The organism is Variovorax paradoxus (assembly GCF_024734665.1).
Classification (GTDB): Bacteria; Pseudomonadota; Gammaproteobacteria; order Burkholderiales; family Burkholderiaceae_C; genus Variovorax.
Map to the genome: position 1 here is coordinate 6,686,384 of NZ_CP102931.1, position 16,117 is coordinate 6,702,500.

At 63.6% G+C, this 16,117-nt stretch carries 10 protein-coding genes and 2 rRNA genes (1 of these 12 only partly in view); 4 read left to right on the forward strand and 8 right to left on the reverse strand.

What is annotated here, in order from left to right:
• Positions 1-4 precede the first annotated feature (4 nt).
• From NWF24_RS31235 to NWF24_RS31245, 3 genes are read right to left on the reverse strand one after another with little or no spacing between them, the layout of a single operon-like run.
• Positions 5-802 (reverse strand): ABC transporter ATP-binding protein, encoded by a 798-nt coding sequence (locus NWF24_RS31235; RefSeq protein WP_258351908.1) that lies wholly within the window; start codon positions 800-802, stop codon positions 5-7.
• The gene (locus tag NWF24_RS31240; RefSeq protein ID WP_093059309.1) at positions 787-1,641 is read right to left on the reverse strand and encodes an ABC transporter permease; all 855 of its coding nucleotides are present in this window, start codon (positions 1,639-1,641) and stop codon (positions 787-789) included. Before NWF24_RS31240 ends, NWF24_RS31235 begins: the two co-directional genes overlap by 16 nt.
• A gap of 13 nt (positions 1,642-1,654) precedes the next feature.
• Entirely contained in the window at positions 1,655-2,629 is a 975-nt protein-coding gene (locus tag NWF24_RS31245) for an ABC transporter substrate-binding protein (protein ID WP_258351910.1), read from the reverse strand.
• A 290-nt stretch (positions 2,630-2,919) separates the two neighbouring features.
• On the opposite strand from NWF24_RS31245, the gene recQ reads away from it, so the two are divergent.
• Entirely contained in the window at positions 2,920-4,812 is a 1,893-nt protein-coding gene (gene recQ, locus NWF24_RS31250; protein ID WP_258351911.1) for a DNA helicase RecQ, read from the forward strand.
• A gap of 12 nt (positions 4,813-4,824) precedes the next feature.
• On the opposite strand, the gene NWF24_RS31255 is transcribed toward recQ, so the two are convergent.
• The 3 genes from NWF24_RS31255 to NWF24_RS31265 form a co-directional block, all read right to left on the reverse strand.
• The gene (locus NWF24_RS31255; RefSeq protein ID WP_258351912.1) at positions 4,825-6,015 is read right to left on the reverse strand and encodes a nucleoside hydrolase; all 1,191 of its coding nucleotides are present in this window, start codon (positions 6,013-6,015) and stop codon (positions 4,825-4,827) included.
• A gap of 170 nt (positions 6,016-6,185) precedes the next feature.
• Positions 6,186-7,814 (reverse strand): S41 family peptidase, encoded by a 1,629-nt coding sequence (locus NWF24_RS31260; RefSeq protein WP_258351913.1) that lies wholly within the window; start codon positions 7,812-7,814, stop codon positions 6,186-6,188.
• 64 nt (positions 7,815-7,878) lie between these two features.
• Complete coding sequence (locus NWF24_RS31265) at positions 7,879-10,203, reverse strand: ATP-binding protein (protein ID WP_258351914.1); 2,325 nt, start codon at positions 10,201-10,203, stop codon at positions 7,879-7,881.
• Between the two features lie 121 nt (positions 10,204-10,324).
• Here NWF24_RS31265 and NWF24_RS31270 point away from each other — a divergent pair, with 121 nt between their 5' ends.
• From NWF24_RS31270 to NWF24_RS31280, 3 genes are all read left to right on the forward strand, one after another.
• Positions 10,325-11,524: a threonine ammonia-lyase gene (locus tag NWF24_RS31270; protein WP_258351915.1), complete on the forward strand. Its 1,200-nt coding sequence runs from the start codon at positions 10,325-10,327 to the stop codon at positions 11,522-11,524.
• A gap of 119 nt (positions 11,525-11,643) precedes the next feature.
• A complete protein-coding gene (locus NWF24_RS31275; RefSeq protein WP_258351916.1) occupies positions 11,644-11,796 on the forward strand; it encodes a hypothetical protein in 153 nt (50 codons plus the stop codon).
• 153 nt (positions 11,797-11,949) lie between these two features.
• On the forward strand, positions 11,950-13,815 hold the full coding sequence (locus tag NWF24_RS31280) for a phosphoenolpyruvate carboxykinase (GTP) (protein WP_258351917.1): 1,866 nt from the start codon (positions 11,950-11,952) through the stop codon (positions 13,813-13,815).
• A 147-nt stretch (positions 13,816-13,962) separates the two neighbouring features.
• Here NWF24_RS31280 and rrf read toward each other — a convergent pair.
• Positions 13,963-14,075 (reverse strand): 5S ribosomal RNA (gene rrf / locus NWF24_RS31285).
• Positions 14,076-14,203: 128 nt separating this feature from the next.
• Positions 14,204-16,117 (reverse strand): 23S ribosomal RNA (locus NWF24_RS31290) (it continues 959 nt past the right edge of the window).

Here is a 16,117-nt window from a genome sequence, read left to right on the forward strand (position 1 = left end):
TCGGTCAATGCTCCGCTGCCGCCATCGACTCGGCGCGAATTTCTTCCGTCAGGCGCGCCTTGATGTCCATGAACTCCGGCGAGGTCTTGATGGTGTAGCTGCGCGGATGCGGAAAGTCGACCGCGATCTCGGTCTTGATGCGCCCCGGCCGCGCGCTGAACACCGCCACGCGGTTGGCCATGAAGATCGCCTCGTCGATGTCGTGCGTGACGAACAGTACCGTCTTCTGCGCCGACTCCCAGATGCCGAGCAGCAGTTCCTGCATCAGCACGCGGGTCTGGTTGTCGAGCGCGCCGAAGGGCTCGTCGAGCAGCAGCATCTTGGGGTCGTTGGCCAGCGCGCGCGCAATGGCCGTGCGCTGCTGCATGCCGCCCGAGAGCTGCTTCGGAAAGTGGTTCTCAAAGCCGCGCAGGCCGACCTTGGCGATGAAGAACTCGCTGCGCTCCTTCTGGTCGGCCTCGCTCATGCCGCGCTCGCGCAGGCCGAAGCGGATGTTCTGCGCCACCGTGAGCCACGGGAACAGCGTGTAGCTCTGGAACACGACGCCGCGGTCGGCACCCGGGCCATCGATGCGCTCGCCGTCGAGCAGCACCTGGCCGGTCGTCGGAAAGTCGAGCCCCGCCACGATGCGCAGCAGCGTCGACTTGCCGCAGCCCGAGGGGCCGAGGATGGTGACGAAGTCGTTTTCCTTCACCTCGAAGTCGATCGGCTGCAGCGCCTGCGTGTGCTGGCCCTTGGTGCCGGTGAAGACGCGCGAGACGCCCTGGATGGAAAGTTGGTTCTTCGTCACAGTGCGGCCCATGCAAACAGACGGCGGTTGAGTGCCTTGAAGGCGAAGTCAGATAAGAGGCCGATGACGCCGATCACGATGATCCCGAAGATGATCTGGCCGGTATTCAGCAGCGCCTGGCTGTCGGTGATCATGTGGCCGATGCCCGACGAAGAGCCGATCAGCTCCGCCACGATCACATACGTCCACGCCCAGCCCAGTACGAGGCGCAGCGTTTCGGCGATGCCCGGCGCGGCGCCCGGAATGAGCACGCGCGCCACGATGCCGCGGCTGTTGGCGCCCAGCGTGTAGGCCGCTTCGACCAGGTCGCGCCGCGCGCCACCCACCGTAACGGCCACCATCAGCACGATCTGGAAGAACGAGCCGATGAAGATCACCAGCAGCTTCTGCATCTCGCCCAGGCCCGCCCAGAGAATGAGCAGCGGAATGAAGGCCGAGGCCGGCAGGTAGCGGCAAAAGGACACGAAGGGCTCGAAGAAGGCTTCGACGGTCTTCCAGGTGCCCATGGCAATGCCCAGTGGCACGGCGAACACTGCCGCCAGCAGGAAGCCGCCGAACACGCGCCACACGGTCATGCCGATGTCGCCGATGAAGCCGTACTCGGTGAAGAGAAGCCAGCCCTCCTTGACCATGGTCGGCGGGCTCGCGAGGAAGGTCGGCGGCACGAAGCCGCCGAGCGTGGCAATGGCCCACACGAGCACGAAGACGACGAAGAACGCGAGCCCCAGCAGCACGCGCGCACGCGTGCCGATGGGTTCGAGCGGTGCGAACGCGCGGCGGCGCGCGGGCGCGACGACCGGCGCCGCTGCGGGCCTGGGGGCAGGCGCCGCGGCCACCGCGGCGGACGGCATTTGCGACATGGTGTTACTTGACGAAGCTTGCATCGAAGGTCGCCGCGAAATCTTCAGGCGCCTTGCGGATCACGCCGGCTTCCAGAAGGATGGGCGTGGCTTCCTTCATGAAGCTGGTGAGTTCGCCAGCAAAGAACTTCTGGTTGGCGGCCTTGTCCTGCCAGCGCAGGAAGGCCGACGACTTGGCGAACTGCTCGCCGCTCTGCTTCACGGCGGAGCCCATGAGCTCGTTCGACTTCTCGGGCTCGGCCTTGATCATGTCGAGCGCCTCGAAGTACGACTTGGTGAGCGCGGCGGCGGCCTTGGCGTTGGCCTTGAGCCAGGTGGGCGCGCAGCCGACGGTGTCCATCACCATCGGGTAGTCGAGCGTGGTGGCCAGGATCTTGCCGGCGGCGGGGTTGGCGCGCACGGTCGAGAGGTACGGCTCGTAGGTCATGGCGGCGTCGTTCTGGCCGGCCACGAAGGCCTGGGCCGAGGCCTGCGGCGACAGCGTGGTGGTCTTCACGTCCTTCAGCGTCATGCCGTTCTTGTTGAGCATCCAGGCCAGGCCGAAGTAAGGGGCGGTGCCGGGGGCGTCGACGCCGATGGTCTTGCCCTTGAGGTCGGAGAACTTGCTGACGTCGCCGCGCACGGCGAGGCCGTCGGCGCCGTAGGACTTGTCCATCTGGAAGATCTGCACGATGGGCACGCCGTTGGCATTCCAGGCCACGTGCGTCTCGACCGTGGTGGCCGCGCACTGGATGGCACCGGAGGCCAGCGCCAGGTGGCGGTCCTTCTGAGGGATCATCTTGAGCTCGACGTCGAGCCCGTTCTTCTTGAAGATGCCGGCCTTGTCCGCCAGCGAGAGCGGCGCGAAGCCGGTCCAGCCGGACATGCCGAGCGCGATCTTCGTCATGTCCTGGGCGGCGGCCGTTCCGGCCATGCCCGCTGCACATGCCCCTGCTGCCAGCAGCGAAGCGACTTTCACAACTACCGTCTTCTTGACCATGGGTACTCCTGGGGTCTGTTCTTAGGAAAAGGCTCGGCGGCGGGCCCGATGGCCGGGTAACGCACGCCTCGCATTGTTGCCAAGCGCCCCAACTTGTATATACAGGATAACCCGAAAGCTCATTTTTGGTGCACTTCCTTGGGAAATGCACCGCTTTGCTGTCTAGACAAGGGAGGCCGCGGGACGGGGGTGACCATCGCAAACCTCGTGCCACAGTCATATCGACGGGGCTGGGGGACAATCGACGGCCCACCCTCTTTGCCCCCTTTCCGACCTCCCCACCGCTGCCTGTGTCCTCTCTCGCTCCCCACCCCATCGACGTCTCCGGCAGCAGCGCCCCTTCCGACATCCTCCACGAGGTCTTCGGCTACGCGCAGTTCCGGGGGGCCCAGCAGGACATCGTCGATCACGTGGTGGGCGGCGGCGATGCGCTGGTGCTGATGCCCACGGGCGGCGGCAAGTCGCTGTGCTATCAGATTCCCGCTATCGCGCGGCAGCGTGCGGGGCGCGGCGTGGCGATCGTGGTGTCGCCGCTGATCGCGCTGATGCACGACCAGGTGGGCGCGCTGCACGAAGCCGGGGTGAGCGCGGCCTTTCTCAATTCGACGCTCGACTGGGAGCAGACGCAGGACGTGGAGCGCCGAATGCTGCGCGGCGAGATCACGCTGCTGTATGCCGCCCCCGAGCGCGTGAACACGCCGCGCTTCCTGTCGCAGCTCGATTCGCTGAAGGAGCGCGGCAAGCTCTCGCTCTTCGCCATCGACGAGGCGCATTGCGTGAGCCAGTGGGGCCACGACTTCCGCCCCGAGTACCGCGCGCTGACGGTGCTGCACGAGCGCTACGCGGGCGTGCCGCGCATCGCACTCACGGCCACGGCCGACGATCTGACGCGGGCCGACATCGTCGAGCGGCTGCAGCTGGAGGATGCGCGCCAGTTCGTCTCCAGCTTCGACCGGCCGAACATCCGCTACACCATCGTCGAGAAGAAAGACGCCACCACGCAGCTGCTGCGCTTCATCGAGCGCGAGCACGAGGGCGATGCGGGCGTGGTCTATTGCCAGTCGCGCAAGCGGGTGGAAGACGTGGCCGTGACGCTGCGCGACGCGGGTATCAACGCATTGCCGTACCACGCGGGCCTCGATGCGGCGGTGCGCCAGAAGCACCAGGACCGCTTCCTGCGCGAGGAAGGCATCGTGATGGTCGCGACCATCGCCTTCGGCATGGGCATCGACAAGCCCGACGTGCGCTTCGTCGGCCACCTCGACATGCCCAAGAACATCGAGGGCTACTACCAGGAAACCGGCCGCGCCGGCCGCGACGGCGGCCCCGCCGACGCATGGATGGCCTACGGCCTGCAGGACGTGGTCAACCAGCGTCGCATGATCGACGAGAGCCCCGCCGGCGAAGAATTCAAGCAGGTGATGCGCGGCAAGCTCGATGCACTGCTCTCGCTGGCCGAAGCCAGCGACTGCCGGCGCGTGCGCCTCCTGGGCTACTTCGGCGAGAAGAGCACGCCCTGCGGCAACTGCGACAACTGCCTGAACCCGCCGCAGGTGTGGGACGGCACCGATGCCGCGCGCAAGCTGCTGAGCACCATCTACCGCGTGCAGCAGCTCAGCGGCATCAGCTTCGGCGCGGGGCACATCATGGACATCCTGCGCGGCAAGCCGACCGAGAAGGTCAAGCAGTTCGGGCACGAGCGCGTCAGCACCTTCGGCATTGGCGCGGAGTTCAGCGAGGTGGCGCTGCGCGGCGTGCTGCGCCAGCTGATCGCCACCGGCGCGCTGGCGGTGGACGCAGAGGCGTTCAACACGCTGAAGCTCACCGAAGGCTCGCGCGCGGTGCTCAAGGGCGAGGCGAGCGTGACGCTGCGCGAGTCGGTGTCGTCACCGGCCGAGCGCAAGCCCCGGCGCGAGAAGGTCGCCAAGGGCGCCCCCTCGCCGGCCGCGGCCAAGCTCGACGACATGGGCAAGAAGCGCTTCGAAGCGCTCAAGGCCTGGCGTGCCGAGGTGGCGAAGGAGCACAACCTGCCGGCCTACGTGATCTTCCACGACGCCACGCTGGCCGCCATTGCCGAGCGGGCGCCCGCGACGCTCGAAGACCTGCAGGGCATCAGCGGCATCGGCACCAAGAAGCTCGAGGCTTATGGCACCGAAGTGCTGCGGGTCTGCGAAGCGTTCTAGAGGCTGCAGCGTCTAGTTCGTCGCCGACAGCGTGATCGGCACCGGCCGCGTCAGCAGGTCGACGTACAACTCGAAGAAGCGCGCGTTGTCGAACTTCTTCACCACCGTCATCTTCTGCAGCGTCGCCCCCGCAGGCTGCGAGGTGTAGCCGATGGATTGGCCGTTGTTGGCGGCACCGGGCTTGGCAATCACGTCGACGTAGCGGTCCACCGTCTGCGTGGCGTAGCTCGGATCGATCAGGTAGGCGAGCGTGAGGGTGTCCCAGATGTTCTGGGTGTAGTTCGGGTTGGTCTCGAAGCCGTTCTTGCCGTCGAAGCCGTAGCCGTTGAGCTTCTGGAACACGTCGGTCACGGCCGTGGGCTTGGCAGCATGCGCGATGCGGTCGTAGATGGGCTTGGTGAGGAACACGGTGTCGGTCACGTCCAGCGGCACCACCACCTGCGGAATGGGCAACCGCACCACGAACTGCGCGGCGTCGGGGTCGAACCACCAGTTGAACTCGGCGGCCTTGGTGGTGTTGCCCGGCACGTCGATGGCGCCGCCCATGTAGATGATCTTCTTGATGAGCGGAACGATCTCTGGGTTCTGCTTCACCGCGAGCGCGATGTTGGTGAGCGGGCCGATGGCCAGGATGGTGATCTCGTTCGGATTGGCCTTCACGGTGTCGACGATGAAATCGACCGCGCTCTTGCGCTGCACCACTGTGTGCTGGGCGAAGCCGTCGGGCGAGGGCTTGAGGTCGGCATCGGTCTTGGGTTCGGGGCCGCCCCAGGCGCCGAGGTAGCCGTCGCCGCCCGCGCCCGCTGCCATTTCGGCTTCCACGTCGGCGAAGGTGTGGTTGAGCGCGTAGTCCGCACCCACGTAGATGCCGATGTTGCCGCCCACGCCAAGCCGCTCCACCGACATCAGCGCGTCGGACACGCCCTGCTTGAGCCACTGGTTGCCCGAGACCACGCTGATGCCCATGACCTGCACCTGGCCCGTGGCCTGCAGTTGCGCGGCCATGACGCCGAGCTGGCCGTCATCGCTCATGGTGTTGTAGTCGCTGTCGATGATGATTTTCTGTGCGCTGGTGGAGCCACCCGATGCGCCGCCACCGAAGCCGGAACCGAGGCCGATGCCGCCGCCTCCATCGCCACCTCCGCCGCAGCCCGCCAACACCGTGATGACGGCGAAGAACATCGCCCCGATCCATTTGCGCATCTTCTTCTCCTGAGACTAGGAATTTGGTTTTCAGGCTTCGACACCGAGTACTACTGAAATACAAACGTTTGCGCAAAGCTTTGCGCAAACGTTTGCTCACTCTAAAGGGCAAGCCACGGGTGTGGCAAGCGCCATGGCCTAGGGGTTTTCCGCGGGAACGGGGAGAGGGGTCAGCCCGGGTTGGGCTGGGGGTCGATCAGGCGGTTCTCGCGCAGCGGCGAGCGGCCTGGCATGTAGGGTTGCTCCACATCGGCCTGCTCGGTCTTCTCCAGGCCCGAGGCAGCGGACTTGGCCGACCCGGCCGGACAGGCGCCGGTGCTGCGCAGCGTGAGCGCCGCGGACAGCCGCGCCTCGTCTTTATCGCCGAGCTGGTGGCTGAAGTCGTCGGCCACGGTGCAGCCGGGGTTGGGCGTGAAGCCGTCGCCGTAGTCGCCGTAGCCCTGCTGGTTGACGCCCTTGAACTGGATCGCGAAGTAGGTGGTGCCGCAGTTGTCCTGCGGGTAGAAGCCATAGGGCTTGCCGCAAGTGGTGCCGCCGACGAGGTTGACGGTGACGCCCACGCCGCGCAGGCTGTTGACGACAGACTCGCTCGCCGAGCAGGTGTCCGGGCCGGTGAGCACAGTGACGCGCGAGAGGCCGAGCGTGGGCAGAGCCTGACCGCTGCGGCTGGTGGTGGCGAAGGGCGTGAGGGTCTGCGCGACTGTCAGGTGGAAGGGGTTCTTGTCGTTGAAAGCCAGTAGCTCGAAAGTCTTGCCCGCGGTCACCGCCGGCGACGAGATCATGTAGGCCAGCCGGCTGGCAATGAGCAGCTGGCCGCCGCCGTTGTAGCGCATGTCGAGCACGAGGTCCTGGATGCCGGCACCCTGCTTGAAGGTGTTCACCGCGGAGATGAGCTGCGCCTCGGAGGTCGTGATGTGGTCGTTGAACAGCAGGTAGCCGACGCGGCCGCTGCCGGTGTCGATGACCTGGACGTTCTGCACCGGCGTGCTGGTGATCTTGGCCGCCGTCAGTTGCACCGCGGGCTGCGCCGTGCCGCCCACCTCGAAGGTGAAAGTGTGCGATTCGCCAATGGCCTTGGGCGACAGGGCGGCATTGATCGCGTTGACGTTGGCGGTGCCGGTGCTGCTGACGACGTTGATGCCGTCGATCGTGAGGATCTTCGCGCCGCGCTGCAGGCCCGCCGTGGTGGCGGGCGAATTCGGCTCGACGAAGGCGATGCGGATGTCGCGCGGCGGCGAGCTGCGCACCGACGCCGTCTCCATGCCGTAGCCGGCCGACACGCCGCCCTGCGACAGCTGGCGGTACACCTCGGTGTCGTAGGTGAAGTGAAAGCGGTCCTTGGCGCGGCCCGAGTTCGTTGTGGCCGTGGTCTTGAGCACGTTGAACCAGGTGATCGGCGTGGCGTAGTCGGCGGCCTTGAGGGTGGTCGGCACTTCGCCGTACCAGAGGTAGGTTTCGTCGATCCAGCCACGCACCCAGCTTTTCTCGTTGTCGAGCGTGCCGCTGTGGTCGGGGTAGGCCGTGCCGGTATCGGGGTTGATGCCGCTGCGCGGCGCGGCGCACAGGCCGGCGACCGTGGCCGAGGCGACGATGCCGCTGCCGCCGTCACCGCCACTTGCGGGCGGCGGTGTCGTGGTGCCGGGCACCAGGCCGATCGGCAAACCACCGCCCCCGCCTCCACCACCGCCGCCCCCACAGCCCGCCAGCAGGCAGGCCACGGCGAGCGCAGCGCTTGCTGCTGCAGCCCTTGTGCCAGGAGGCGGCAATTGCCGCGCGTCATCGAACTTGAGAGAGCCCATGTGTTCCTCCTTGTTCTTCCTCACAGCACCGTCTTCTTCGTCCGGCTGCTGCCATTGAAGCCGGCTACTGCAGGAAGCCCATGCCGCGCGATTCGCGCACTTCGGGCTTGATGCGGTGCTCGGCTTCGAGCTGGTCGAGAAACTCGGTCGCGGAAAACTCCGCCGCGAGGATATCGACCTGTCGTTTCACCGCCGCGAAATCCCCCGGGCACAGCTGTGTCAGCGGCGCCAGCCGCGAGCGCATGGCGCTCGTCATGAGCGCGGCGTCGCCGGCGAGCGCCTCGGTGATGAACATGCGTTCGCGCTGCGCGGCCGTGAGCGGCATGAACTTGATTTTGAAAGTGAAGCGCCGCAGCGCAGCCTGGTCGAGCCGGTCGAGCAGGTTGGTGGTGCAGATGAAGACGCCGTTGAAGCGCTCCATGCCCTGCAGCATCTCGTTGACCTCGGTGACCTCGTAGGTGCGCTGCGCGCCGCGCCGGTCCTGCAGGAAGCTGTCGGCCTCGTCGAGCAGCAGCACGGCCTTTTCGTTCTCGGCCTCGCGGAACATGGCAGCCATGTTCTGTTCGGTTTCACCGACGTACTTGCTCATGAGGTCGCTGGCTTGCTTGACGATGAGCGGGCGGCCGACGGCCTTGGCGATGTGCTCGGCCAGCGCGGTCTTGCCGGTGCCTGGCGCGCCGTAGAAACACAGCGTGCCGTGGCCGCGCGCCTTCAGTGCCTCGACGATGCGCGGGATCTCGAAGCGGGTCTCGACGTTGAGCATGTCGAGGTCGTAGGTGGTGACGCTGCGGCGCTCGCCGCGGCCGGTGTCGAGCGTACCCAGCGCCAGGTCGGCGTTGCGCAGCTGGCGCTCGATGAGCGCTTCCATCGAAGCGTCGTCGGTTCGCGCGAGCCCTGCGAAGCGCACCGCCGTGCGGATCTGCGCGGGCGTGAGGCCCTTGCGCTCGGCCAGCTTGGCAGTGAAAGCCTCGGACACGACCACGCCTTCGAGCGTCTTCTTCACGAGCTGCTCGCGCGCGCCGGGCGGCGGCGACTTGAGCTCGAGGTGATAGGCGAAGCGACGACGGAAGGCCGGGTCGATCTGCTCGATGCGGTTGGTGACCCACAGCGTGGGCACGGGGTTGGCTTCGAGGATCTGGTTGACCCAGGCCTTGCCGCTGACGCTGCCGCTGGTGGGCGCCGGAATCTGCTCGGCGCGCGCCATGAACTGTGCGGCCTCGGTGCTGATGGGCGGGAAGACGTCTTCGACTTCGTCGAACAGCAGTGCGGCCTGCGCGCTGCCCTTGAGGAACACCTGCGCGATCTGCAGAGAGCGGTAGCGGTCGCGGCCGCTCAGCGAGTTGCCATCGCGGTCGGCGTACTCGACTTCGAAGAGCTCGAGTCCGGCGGCCTGCGCAACGACTTTCGCGAGTTCGGTCTTGCCGGTGCCGGGCGGGCCATAAAGCAGCACGTTGACGCCGGGCTCCTTGCGCGCGACCGCCGCGCGCAGCAGCGTGACGAGCATCTGCGCGTCTTCCTGCACGAAGGAAAAATCGTGCGGCGTGAGTGCGCTCTTGGCCGAAGGCCGCGTGAACACGGCCATCAGCTCGTTGTGGTCGCGGTACTCGCGCATGAGCACTGGTGGCAGCTTTTCGCTGACCTTCATGAGATCGGCAAGGTCGGTGATGTTGTGCTCGGAGATGAGGTTCTCGACGAGCCCGATGCGCTCGAGCCGCGAGCCAGCGCGCAGCGCCTCGCCCACTTCGCTCGCGTTCACGCCCGCGATGTCGGCGATGGCCGCATAGGCCTCGGGTGCGTTGTTGACCTTGAACTCGACCAGCAGCGAGCGCAGGTCGCGCTGGTAGCGTGCGAGCGTGCCGTAGAGCAGCAGTGCACGCTCGGCCTTGTTGAGCTGCAGCAGGCCTGCGAGCGCATCGATGTTCTTCTCGACCAGCGTCGACTGCTTGCGCAGCGCATGCGTGAGCCAGTCGCGCGTGACGGCCAGCACCGAGAGCAGGTCCTTCGGCTGGTCCTTGGCGTATTCGTCGAGGTAGAAGAAGAGCGTGCCTTCTTCATACGGGCCGCGCCACACGCCGTGGCGCTCCAGCAGCGTGCGGCCGTCGAAGTCTTCGACGCCCTTCCAGGCTTCGTTGCCCGCGCAGCGGCGTCCGAGGAATTCGCGCAGCCGCTGCAGCACGGCCGCGGGCCACACCAAGTGCCGGCCCGTGAGCGACAGGAGGCCGTTGATATCGCGCCGCACATTGAAGCGCGGCCCCTGCTTGGCCGCGAGCGTGAGCACGAAGTGCGAGCACATGAGCTCGAGCACCGGCGCCTCCTTGAGGCCGGGCGACGGCAATGCCTGCCCGCGTACTGCAGCAGCCACTACATCGACACCCGCACGCTTGGCCATCAGGCAACCTCCAACGAGGACAATCTCAATCTCGGAGCGACCATAACGCAGACTTTTAGCTTCGGGAAGACCAGTAAACGGGAAAAACCCTGATGGTGCGATTCCAGCCACAATGCGCGCCATGATCGGAATCCAGGAAATCGAGCGCGCCGCGGCGCGCCTGCAAGGCCAGGTGCTCAACACGCCGTGTGTTGAATCGCGCACCCTGTCGGAAATCGTCGGCGCTCAGGTGTTCCTGAAATTCGAGAACCTGCAGTTCACATCCTCATTCAAGGAACGAGGGGCGTGTAACAAGCTGGTCGATCTTTCTCAGAACGGTACACGCGGAGTGATTGCCATGTCTGCCGGCAACCATGCGCAGGGTGTGGCCTATCACGCGCAGCGCCTCGGACTGCGCGCGCTGATCGTGATGCCGCGCTTCACCCCAGGCGTGAAGATCGAGCGCACGCGCGGCTTCGGCGCCGAGGTGGTGCTGCACGGCGACACGCTGGAGGCAGCGCGAACCCACGCTTTCGAGCTTGCGCAGCGCGAGGGGCTGACCTTCGTGCATCCCTACGACGACGAGGCGATCATCGCGGGCCAGGGCACGGTGGCGCTCGAGATGCTCGACGCCGTACCCGACCTGGACACGCTGGTGGTGGCAGTGGGCGGCGGCGGTTTGATCGCGGGCATGGCGGTCGCCGCGCGCGAGCGTAAGCCAGGCATCGAGATCGTCGGTGTGCAGACCACGCGCTTTCCGGCGATGGTCAACGCCATCAAGGGCACGCATCACGTGCAGGGCAAGAGCACCATCGCCGAGGGCATTGCGGTCGGCACGCCCGGCGTGCTGACGCAGGAAATCATCGCGAGCAAGGTCGGCGACCTGCTGCTGGTGGACGAAGGCGACATCGAGCAAGGCGTGCTGATGCTGCTCGAAATCGAGAAGACGCTGGTCGAAGGCGCGGGCGCGGCGGGGCTGGCGGCGCTGATCCGGCACCCCGAACGCTTCAAGGGCAAGCGCGTAGGGCTGGTTCTGTCGGGCGGCAACATCGATCCACTGCTGCTCGCGGCCATCATTGAGCGCGGCATGGTGCGGGCGGGGCGGCTGGCACGCGTGCGTGTGAGCGCGCGCGATGTGCCGGGCTCATTGGCCCAGATCACGGCCACTGTGGCCGAAGCGGGCGCTAACGTCGACGAGGTCCATCATCAACGCGCCTTCACGATGCTGGCGGCGCAGAACGTCGACGTCGAGCTGGTGCTGCAGACGCGCGGGCGGGACCATCTGGCCAGCGTGCTGGCCGCGCTGAAGGATGCGGGCTTCGAGGCTGAAGAGCAGCATTGAGCCGCAAGATCAACCCCGACAAGCCCAATTAAGGGGCTCGCATCCCCCTAGACCGGCCCTGGGCTACCCGCCGGTAAAATGCCATCAGTTTGTCAATTGAGCCTTCGAGGAATTTCCCGATGTCCAACCCTACTCCCGTCGAGCCGAGCCACAGCGCCGCTGTTGAAAAAGACGCCGTCGAATCGGTCGTTCACCTGATGCCGCTGGTGCTTCCGCTGGCCGGCGGCGTGCTGATGCTGCTGCTGGCATCGATCGCGGTCTTCATGGCCTGACGCTGACAGGTACTGTCGCCTTTGTCTGCGGGCGGTGCGGCCCGCACTGACGCAATCTCCCGAAGCGAAACGTTTTCTCAAACGGACCTCCGTGCCTGAGCAGGCACAGCGCCCCGTTCGGAAAGACGATTTTTCAACTTAGGAGATTTTCCGATGAACGCACCCACGATGCAGGGCCTCAACATTCAGGCGCCCTCATACGTCAAGAACGCGAAACTGATTGCCTGGGTGGCCGACATGGCCGCGCTGTGCAAACCCGAAGCCATCCACTGGTGCGACGGGAGCAAGGAAGAATACGACCGCCTCTGCCAGCAACTGGTCGACGCCGGCACCTTCAAGAAGCTCAACCCCGTCAAGCGCCCCAATTCCTTCCTCGCGGTGTCCGACCCGAGCGACGTGGCGCGCGTCGAAGACCGCACTTTCATCTGCTCCGCGGAAAAGGAAAACGCCGGCCCCACCAACAACTGGATGGCACCGGCCGAAATGCGGGCGACCCTGCAGCCCCTGTTCGACGGTTGCATGAAGGGCCGCACGATGTACGTCGTGCCGTTCAGCATGGGCCCGCTGGGCTCGCCGATTGCCCACATCGGCATCGAGCTCTCCGACTCGCCTTATGTGGCCGTCAACATGCGCATCATGACCCGCATGGGCAAGGCCGTGTACGAGGTGCTGGGCGCCGATGGCGATTTCGTGCCTTGCGTGCACACCGTGGGCGCGCCGCTCGAAGCCGGCCAGAAGGACGTGGTCTGGCCCTGCAACAAGACCAAGTACATCGTTCACTACCCCGAGACGCGCGAGATCTGGAGTTATGGCTCCGGCTACGGCGGCAACGCACTGCTGGGCAAGAAGTGCTTCGCGCTTCGCATCGCTTCCAACATGGGCCGCGACGAAGGCTGGCTGGCCGAGCACATGCTCATCCTGGGCGTGACGAGTCCTGAAGGCAAGAAGTACCACGTGGCGGCCGCATTCCCCAGCGCTTGCGGCAAGACCAACTTCTCGATGCTGGTGCCGCCTGCCGGCTTCGAAGGCTGGAAGGTCACGACCATCGGCGACGACATCGCCTGGATCAAGCCCGGCAAGGACGGCCGCCTCTACGCCATCAACCCCGAGGCGGGTTACTTCGGCGTGGCGCCTGGTACCAACATGCTGACCAATCCGAACTGCATGGACAGTCTGCACCACGACGTGATCTTCACGAACGTGGCGCTGACCGATGACGGCGACGTGTGGTGGGAAGGCATGGAGCAGGACACCAAGACGCTGCCCGAGCACCTTACCGACTGGCAAGGCAATGACTGGACGCCGCAGATCGCCAAGGAAACCGGTGCCAAGGCGGCACACCCGAACTCGCGTTTTACCGTGGCAGCCACAAACAACCCAGCGCTCGACGACGCTTGGGACGACCCGAAGGGCGTGGCGATCGACGCCTTCATCTTCGGCGGTCGCCGCTCGACCACCGTGCCGCTGGTGACCGAAGCCCGCAGCTGGGTCGAAGGCGTTTATATGGCTGCGACCATGGGTTCGGAGACCACTGCCGCCGCTGCCGGCCAGCAAGGCGTGGTGCGCCGCGATCCGTTCGCGATGCTGCCGTTCATGGGCTACAACATGAGCGACTATTTCCAGCATTGGCTCAATCTCGGCAAGAAGCTGGAAGCCTCGGGCGCCAAGCTGCCGAAGATCTACACGACCAACTGGTTCCGCAAGGGTGCTGACGGCAAGTTTGTCTGGCCAGGCTATGGCGAGAACATGCGCGTGCTGAAGTGGATGATCGATCGCGTCGAAGGCAACAAGACCGAAGGTGTGGAGCACATCACCGGCGTGAGCCCGCGCTATGAAGATCTGAACTGGACGGGCTTGAACTTCAGCGCCGAGCAATTCGCCACGGTGACCAGTATTGACAAGGCAGCTTGGCAAGCGGAGTTGAAGCTGCACGCGGAACTGTTCAAGCAGCTGGAGCACCATCTGCCGACGGAATTGCCGGAAACCAAGGCTGCTATCGAGCAGCGCCTGGCGGCCTAATCACACTGGCTGCGCCAATAAAAAAGCCCGATGGATTCATCGGGCTTTTTTTGTTTTTGCGCATTTGGACATTTGCAGATTCCAAAAGCATTCCCCCAAGGCAAAAACCCCCAGTCAATGCTGACTGGGGGTTTCTGGGCTGTAAGAGCCTGACGATGACCTACTTTCACACGGGAACCCGCACTATCATCGGCGCTGACGCGTTTCACTGTCCTGTTCGGGATGGGAAGGAGTGGTACCACGTCGCTATGGTCATCAGGCATAAAGGGTTGTCTGACTGATCACGTGATCAATCAAACGAATTCATAGAGTTTGGAATCAGCTTTTGGCGAATTATTTTGAATGCGTCAACTTGGCATAACACCTTGATCAGACTGATCAAAGTTATAGGGTCAAGCCGCACGAGCAATTAGTATCAGTTAGCTTAACGCATTACTGCGCTTCCACACCTGACCTATCAACGTCCTGGTCTTGAACGACTCTTTAGGGGGCTCAAGGCCCCGGCAGATCTCATCTTGAAACGAGTTTCCCGCTTAGATGCTTTCAGCGGTTATCTCTTCCACACTTAGCTACTCGGCAATGCCACTGGCGTGACAACCGATACACCAGAGGTGTGTCCACTCCGGTCCTCTCGTACTAGGAGCAGGCTTCCTCAAATCTGCAGCGCCCACGGAAGATAGGGACCAAACTGTCTCACGACGTTTTAAACCCAGCTCACGTACCTCTTTAAATGGCGAACAGCCATACCCTTGGGACCGGCTACAGCCCCAGGATGAGATGAGCCGACATCGAGGTGCCAAACACCGCCGTCGATATGAACTCTTGGGCGGTATCAGCCTGTTATCCCCAGAGTACCTTTTATCCGTTGAGCGATGGCCCTTCCATACAGAACCACCGGATCACTATGTCCTGCTTTCGCATCTGCTCGACTTGTCAGTCTCGCAGTTAAGCACGCTTATGCCATTGCACTATCGTCACGATGTCCGACCGTAACTAGCGTACCTTCGAACTCCTCCGTTACGCTTTGGGAGGAGACCGCCCCAGTCAAACTGCCTACCATGCACTGTCCCCGATCCAGATAATGGACCTAGGTTAGAACCTCAAACACACCAGGGTGGTATTTCAACGTTGGCTCCACAAGATCTAGCGACCCTGCTTCAAAGCCTCCCACCTATCCTACACAGATCTGTTCAAAGTCCAATACAAAGCTACAGTAAAGGTTCATGGGGTCTTTCCGTCTTTCCGCGGGGAGATTGCATCATCACAAACATTTCAACTTCGCTGAGTCTCAGGAGGAGACAGTGTGGCCATCGTTACGCCATTCGTGCAGGTCGGAACTTACCCGACAAGGAATTTCGCTACCTTAGGACCGTTATAGTTACGGCCGCCGTTTACTGGGACTTCAATCAAGAGCTTGCACCCCATCATTTAATCTTCCAGCACCGGGCAGGCGTCACACCCTATACGTCCACTTTCGTGTTTGCAGAGTGCTGTGTTTTTAATAAACAGTCGCAGCCACCGATTTTTTGCAACCCATTCATGCTCCGTTGTTCACTTCACACTAATAGGGCACACCTTCTTCCGAAGTTACGGTGTCAATTTGCCGAGTTCCTTCTCCTGAGTTCTCTCAAGCGCCTTAGAATACTCATCTCGCGCACCAGTGTCGGTTTGCGGTACGGTCGTATATAGCTGAAGCTTAGTGGCTTTTCCTGGAACCTCGTTCAGTCACTTCACCAGCAAGCTGGCTCGATCGTTGGCCTCGGTATATGTGCACCGGATTTGCCTAATGCACGCCTACATCCAACTAAACCGGGATATCCAACACCCGGATGACCTATTAAGATCCGTCCCCACATCGCACTATATATCGGTACAGGAATATTGACCTGTTTCCCATCAGCTACGCATCTCTGCCTCGCCTTAGGGGCCGACTCACTCTACGCCGATGAACGTTGCGTAGAAAACCTTGCGCTTACGGCGAGGGGGCTTTTCACCCCCTTTAACGCTACTCATGTCAGCATTCGCACTTCTGATACCTCCAGCACGCTTTACAACGCACCTTCACAGGCTTACAGAACGCTCTCCTACCACTTGCAATAAATTGCAAATCCGCAGCTTCGGTAACTGGCTTAGCCCCGTTACATCTTCCGCGCAGGACGACTCGATCAGTGAGCTATTACGCTTTCTTTAAATGATGGCTGCTTCTAAGCCAACATCCTGACTGTTTTAGCCTTCCCACTTCGTTTCCCACTTAGCCAATTTTAGGGACCTTAGCTGGCGGTCTGGGTTGTTTCCCTCTTGA

Coding starts and splice junctions, on each gene's coding strand:
- NWF24_RS31245 (WP_258351910.1), bottom strand. CDS start 2,629: ATGGTCAAGAAGACGGTAGTTGTGAAAGTCGCTTCGCTGCTGGCAGCA.
- NWF24_RS31280 (WP_258351917.1), top strand. CDS start 11,950: ATGAACGCACCCACGATGCAGGGCCTCAACATTCAGGCGCCCTCATAC.
- NWF24_RS31240 (WP_093059309.1), bottom strand. CDS start 1,641: ATGCCGTCCGCCGCGGTGGCCGCGGCGCCTGCCCCCAGGCCCGCAGCG.
- NWF24_RS31270 (WP_258351915.1), top strand. CDS start 10,325: ATGATCGGAATCCAGGAAATCGAGCGCGCCGCGGCGCGCCTGCAAGGC.
- NWF24_RS31235 (WP_258351908.1), bottom strand. CDS start 802: ATGGGCCGCACTGTGACGAAGAACCAACTTTCCATCCAGGGCGTCTCG.
- NWF24_RS31265 (WP_258351914.1), bottom strand. CDS start 10,203: ATGGCCAAGCGTGCGGGTGTCGATGTAGTGGCTGCTGCAGTACGCGGG.
- NWF24_RS31275 (WP_258351916.1), top strand. CDS start 11,644: ATGTCCAACCCTACTCCCGTCGAGCCGAGCCACAGCGCCGCTGTTGAA.
- NWF24_RS31255 (WP_258351912.1), bottom strand. CDS start 6,015: ATGCGCAAATGGATCGGGGCGATGTTCTTCGCCGTCATCACGGTGTTG.
- NWF24_RS31260 (WP_258351913.1), bottom strand. CDS start 7,814: ATGGGCTCTCTCAAGTTCGATGACGCGCGGCAATTGCCGCCTCCTGGC.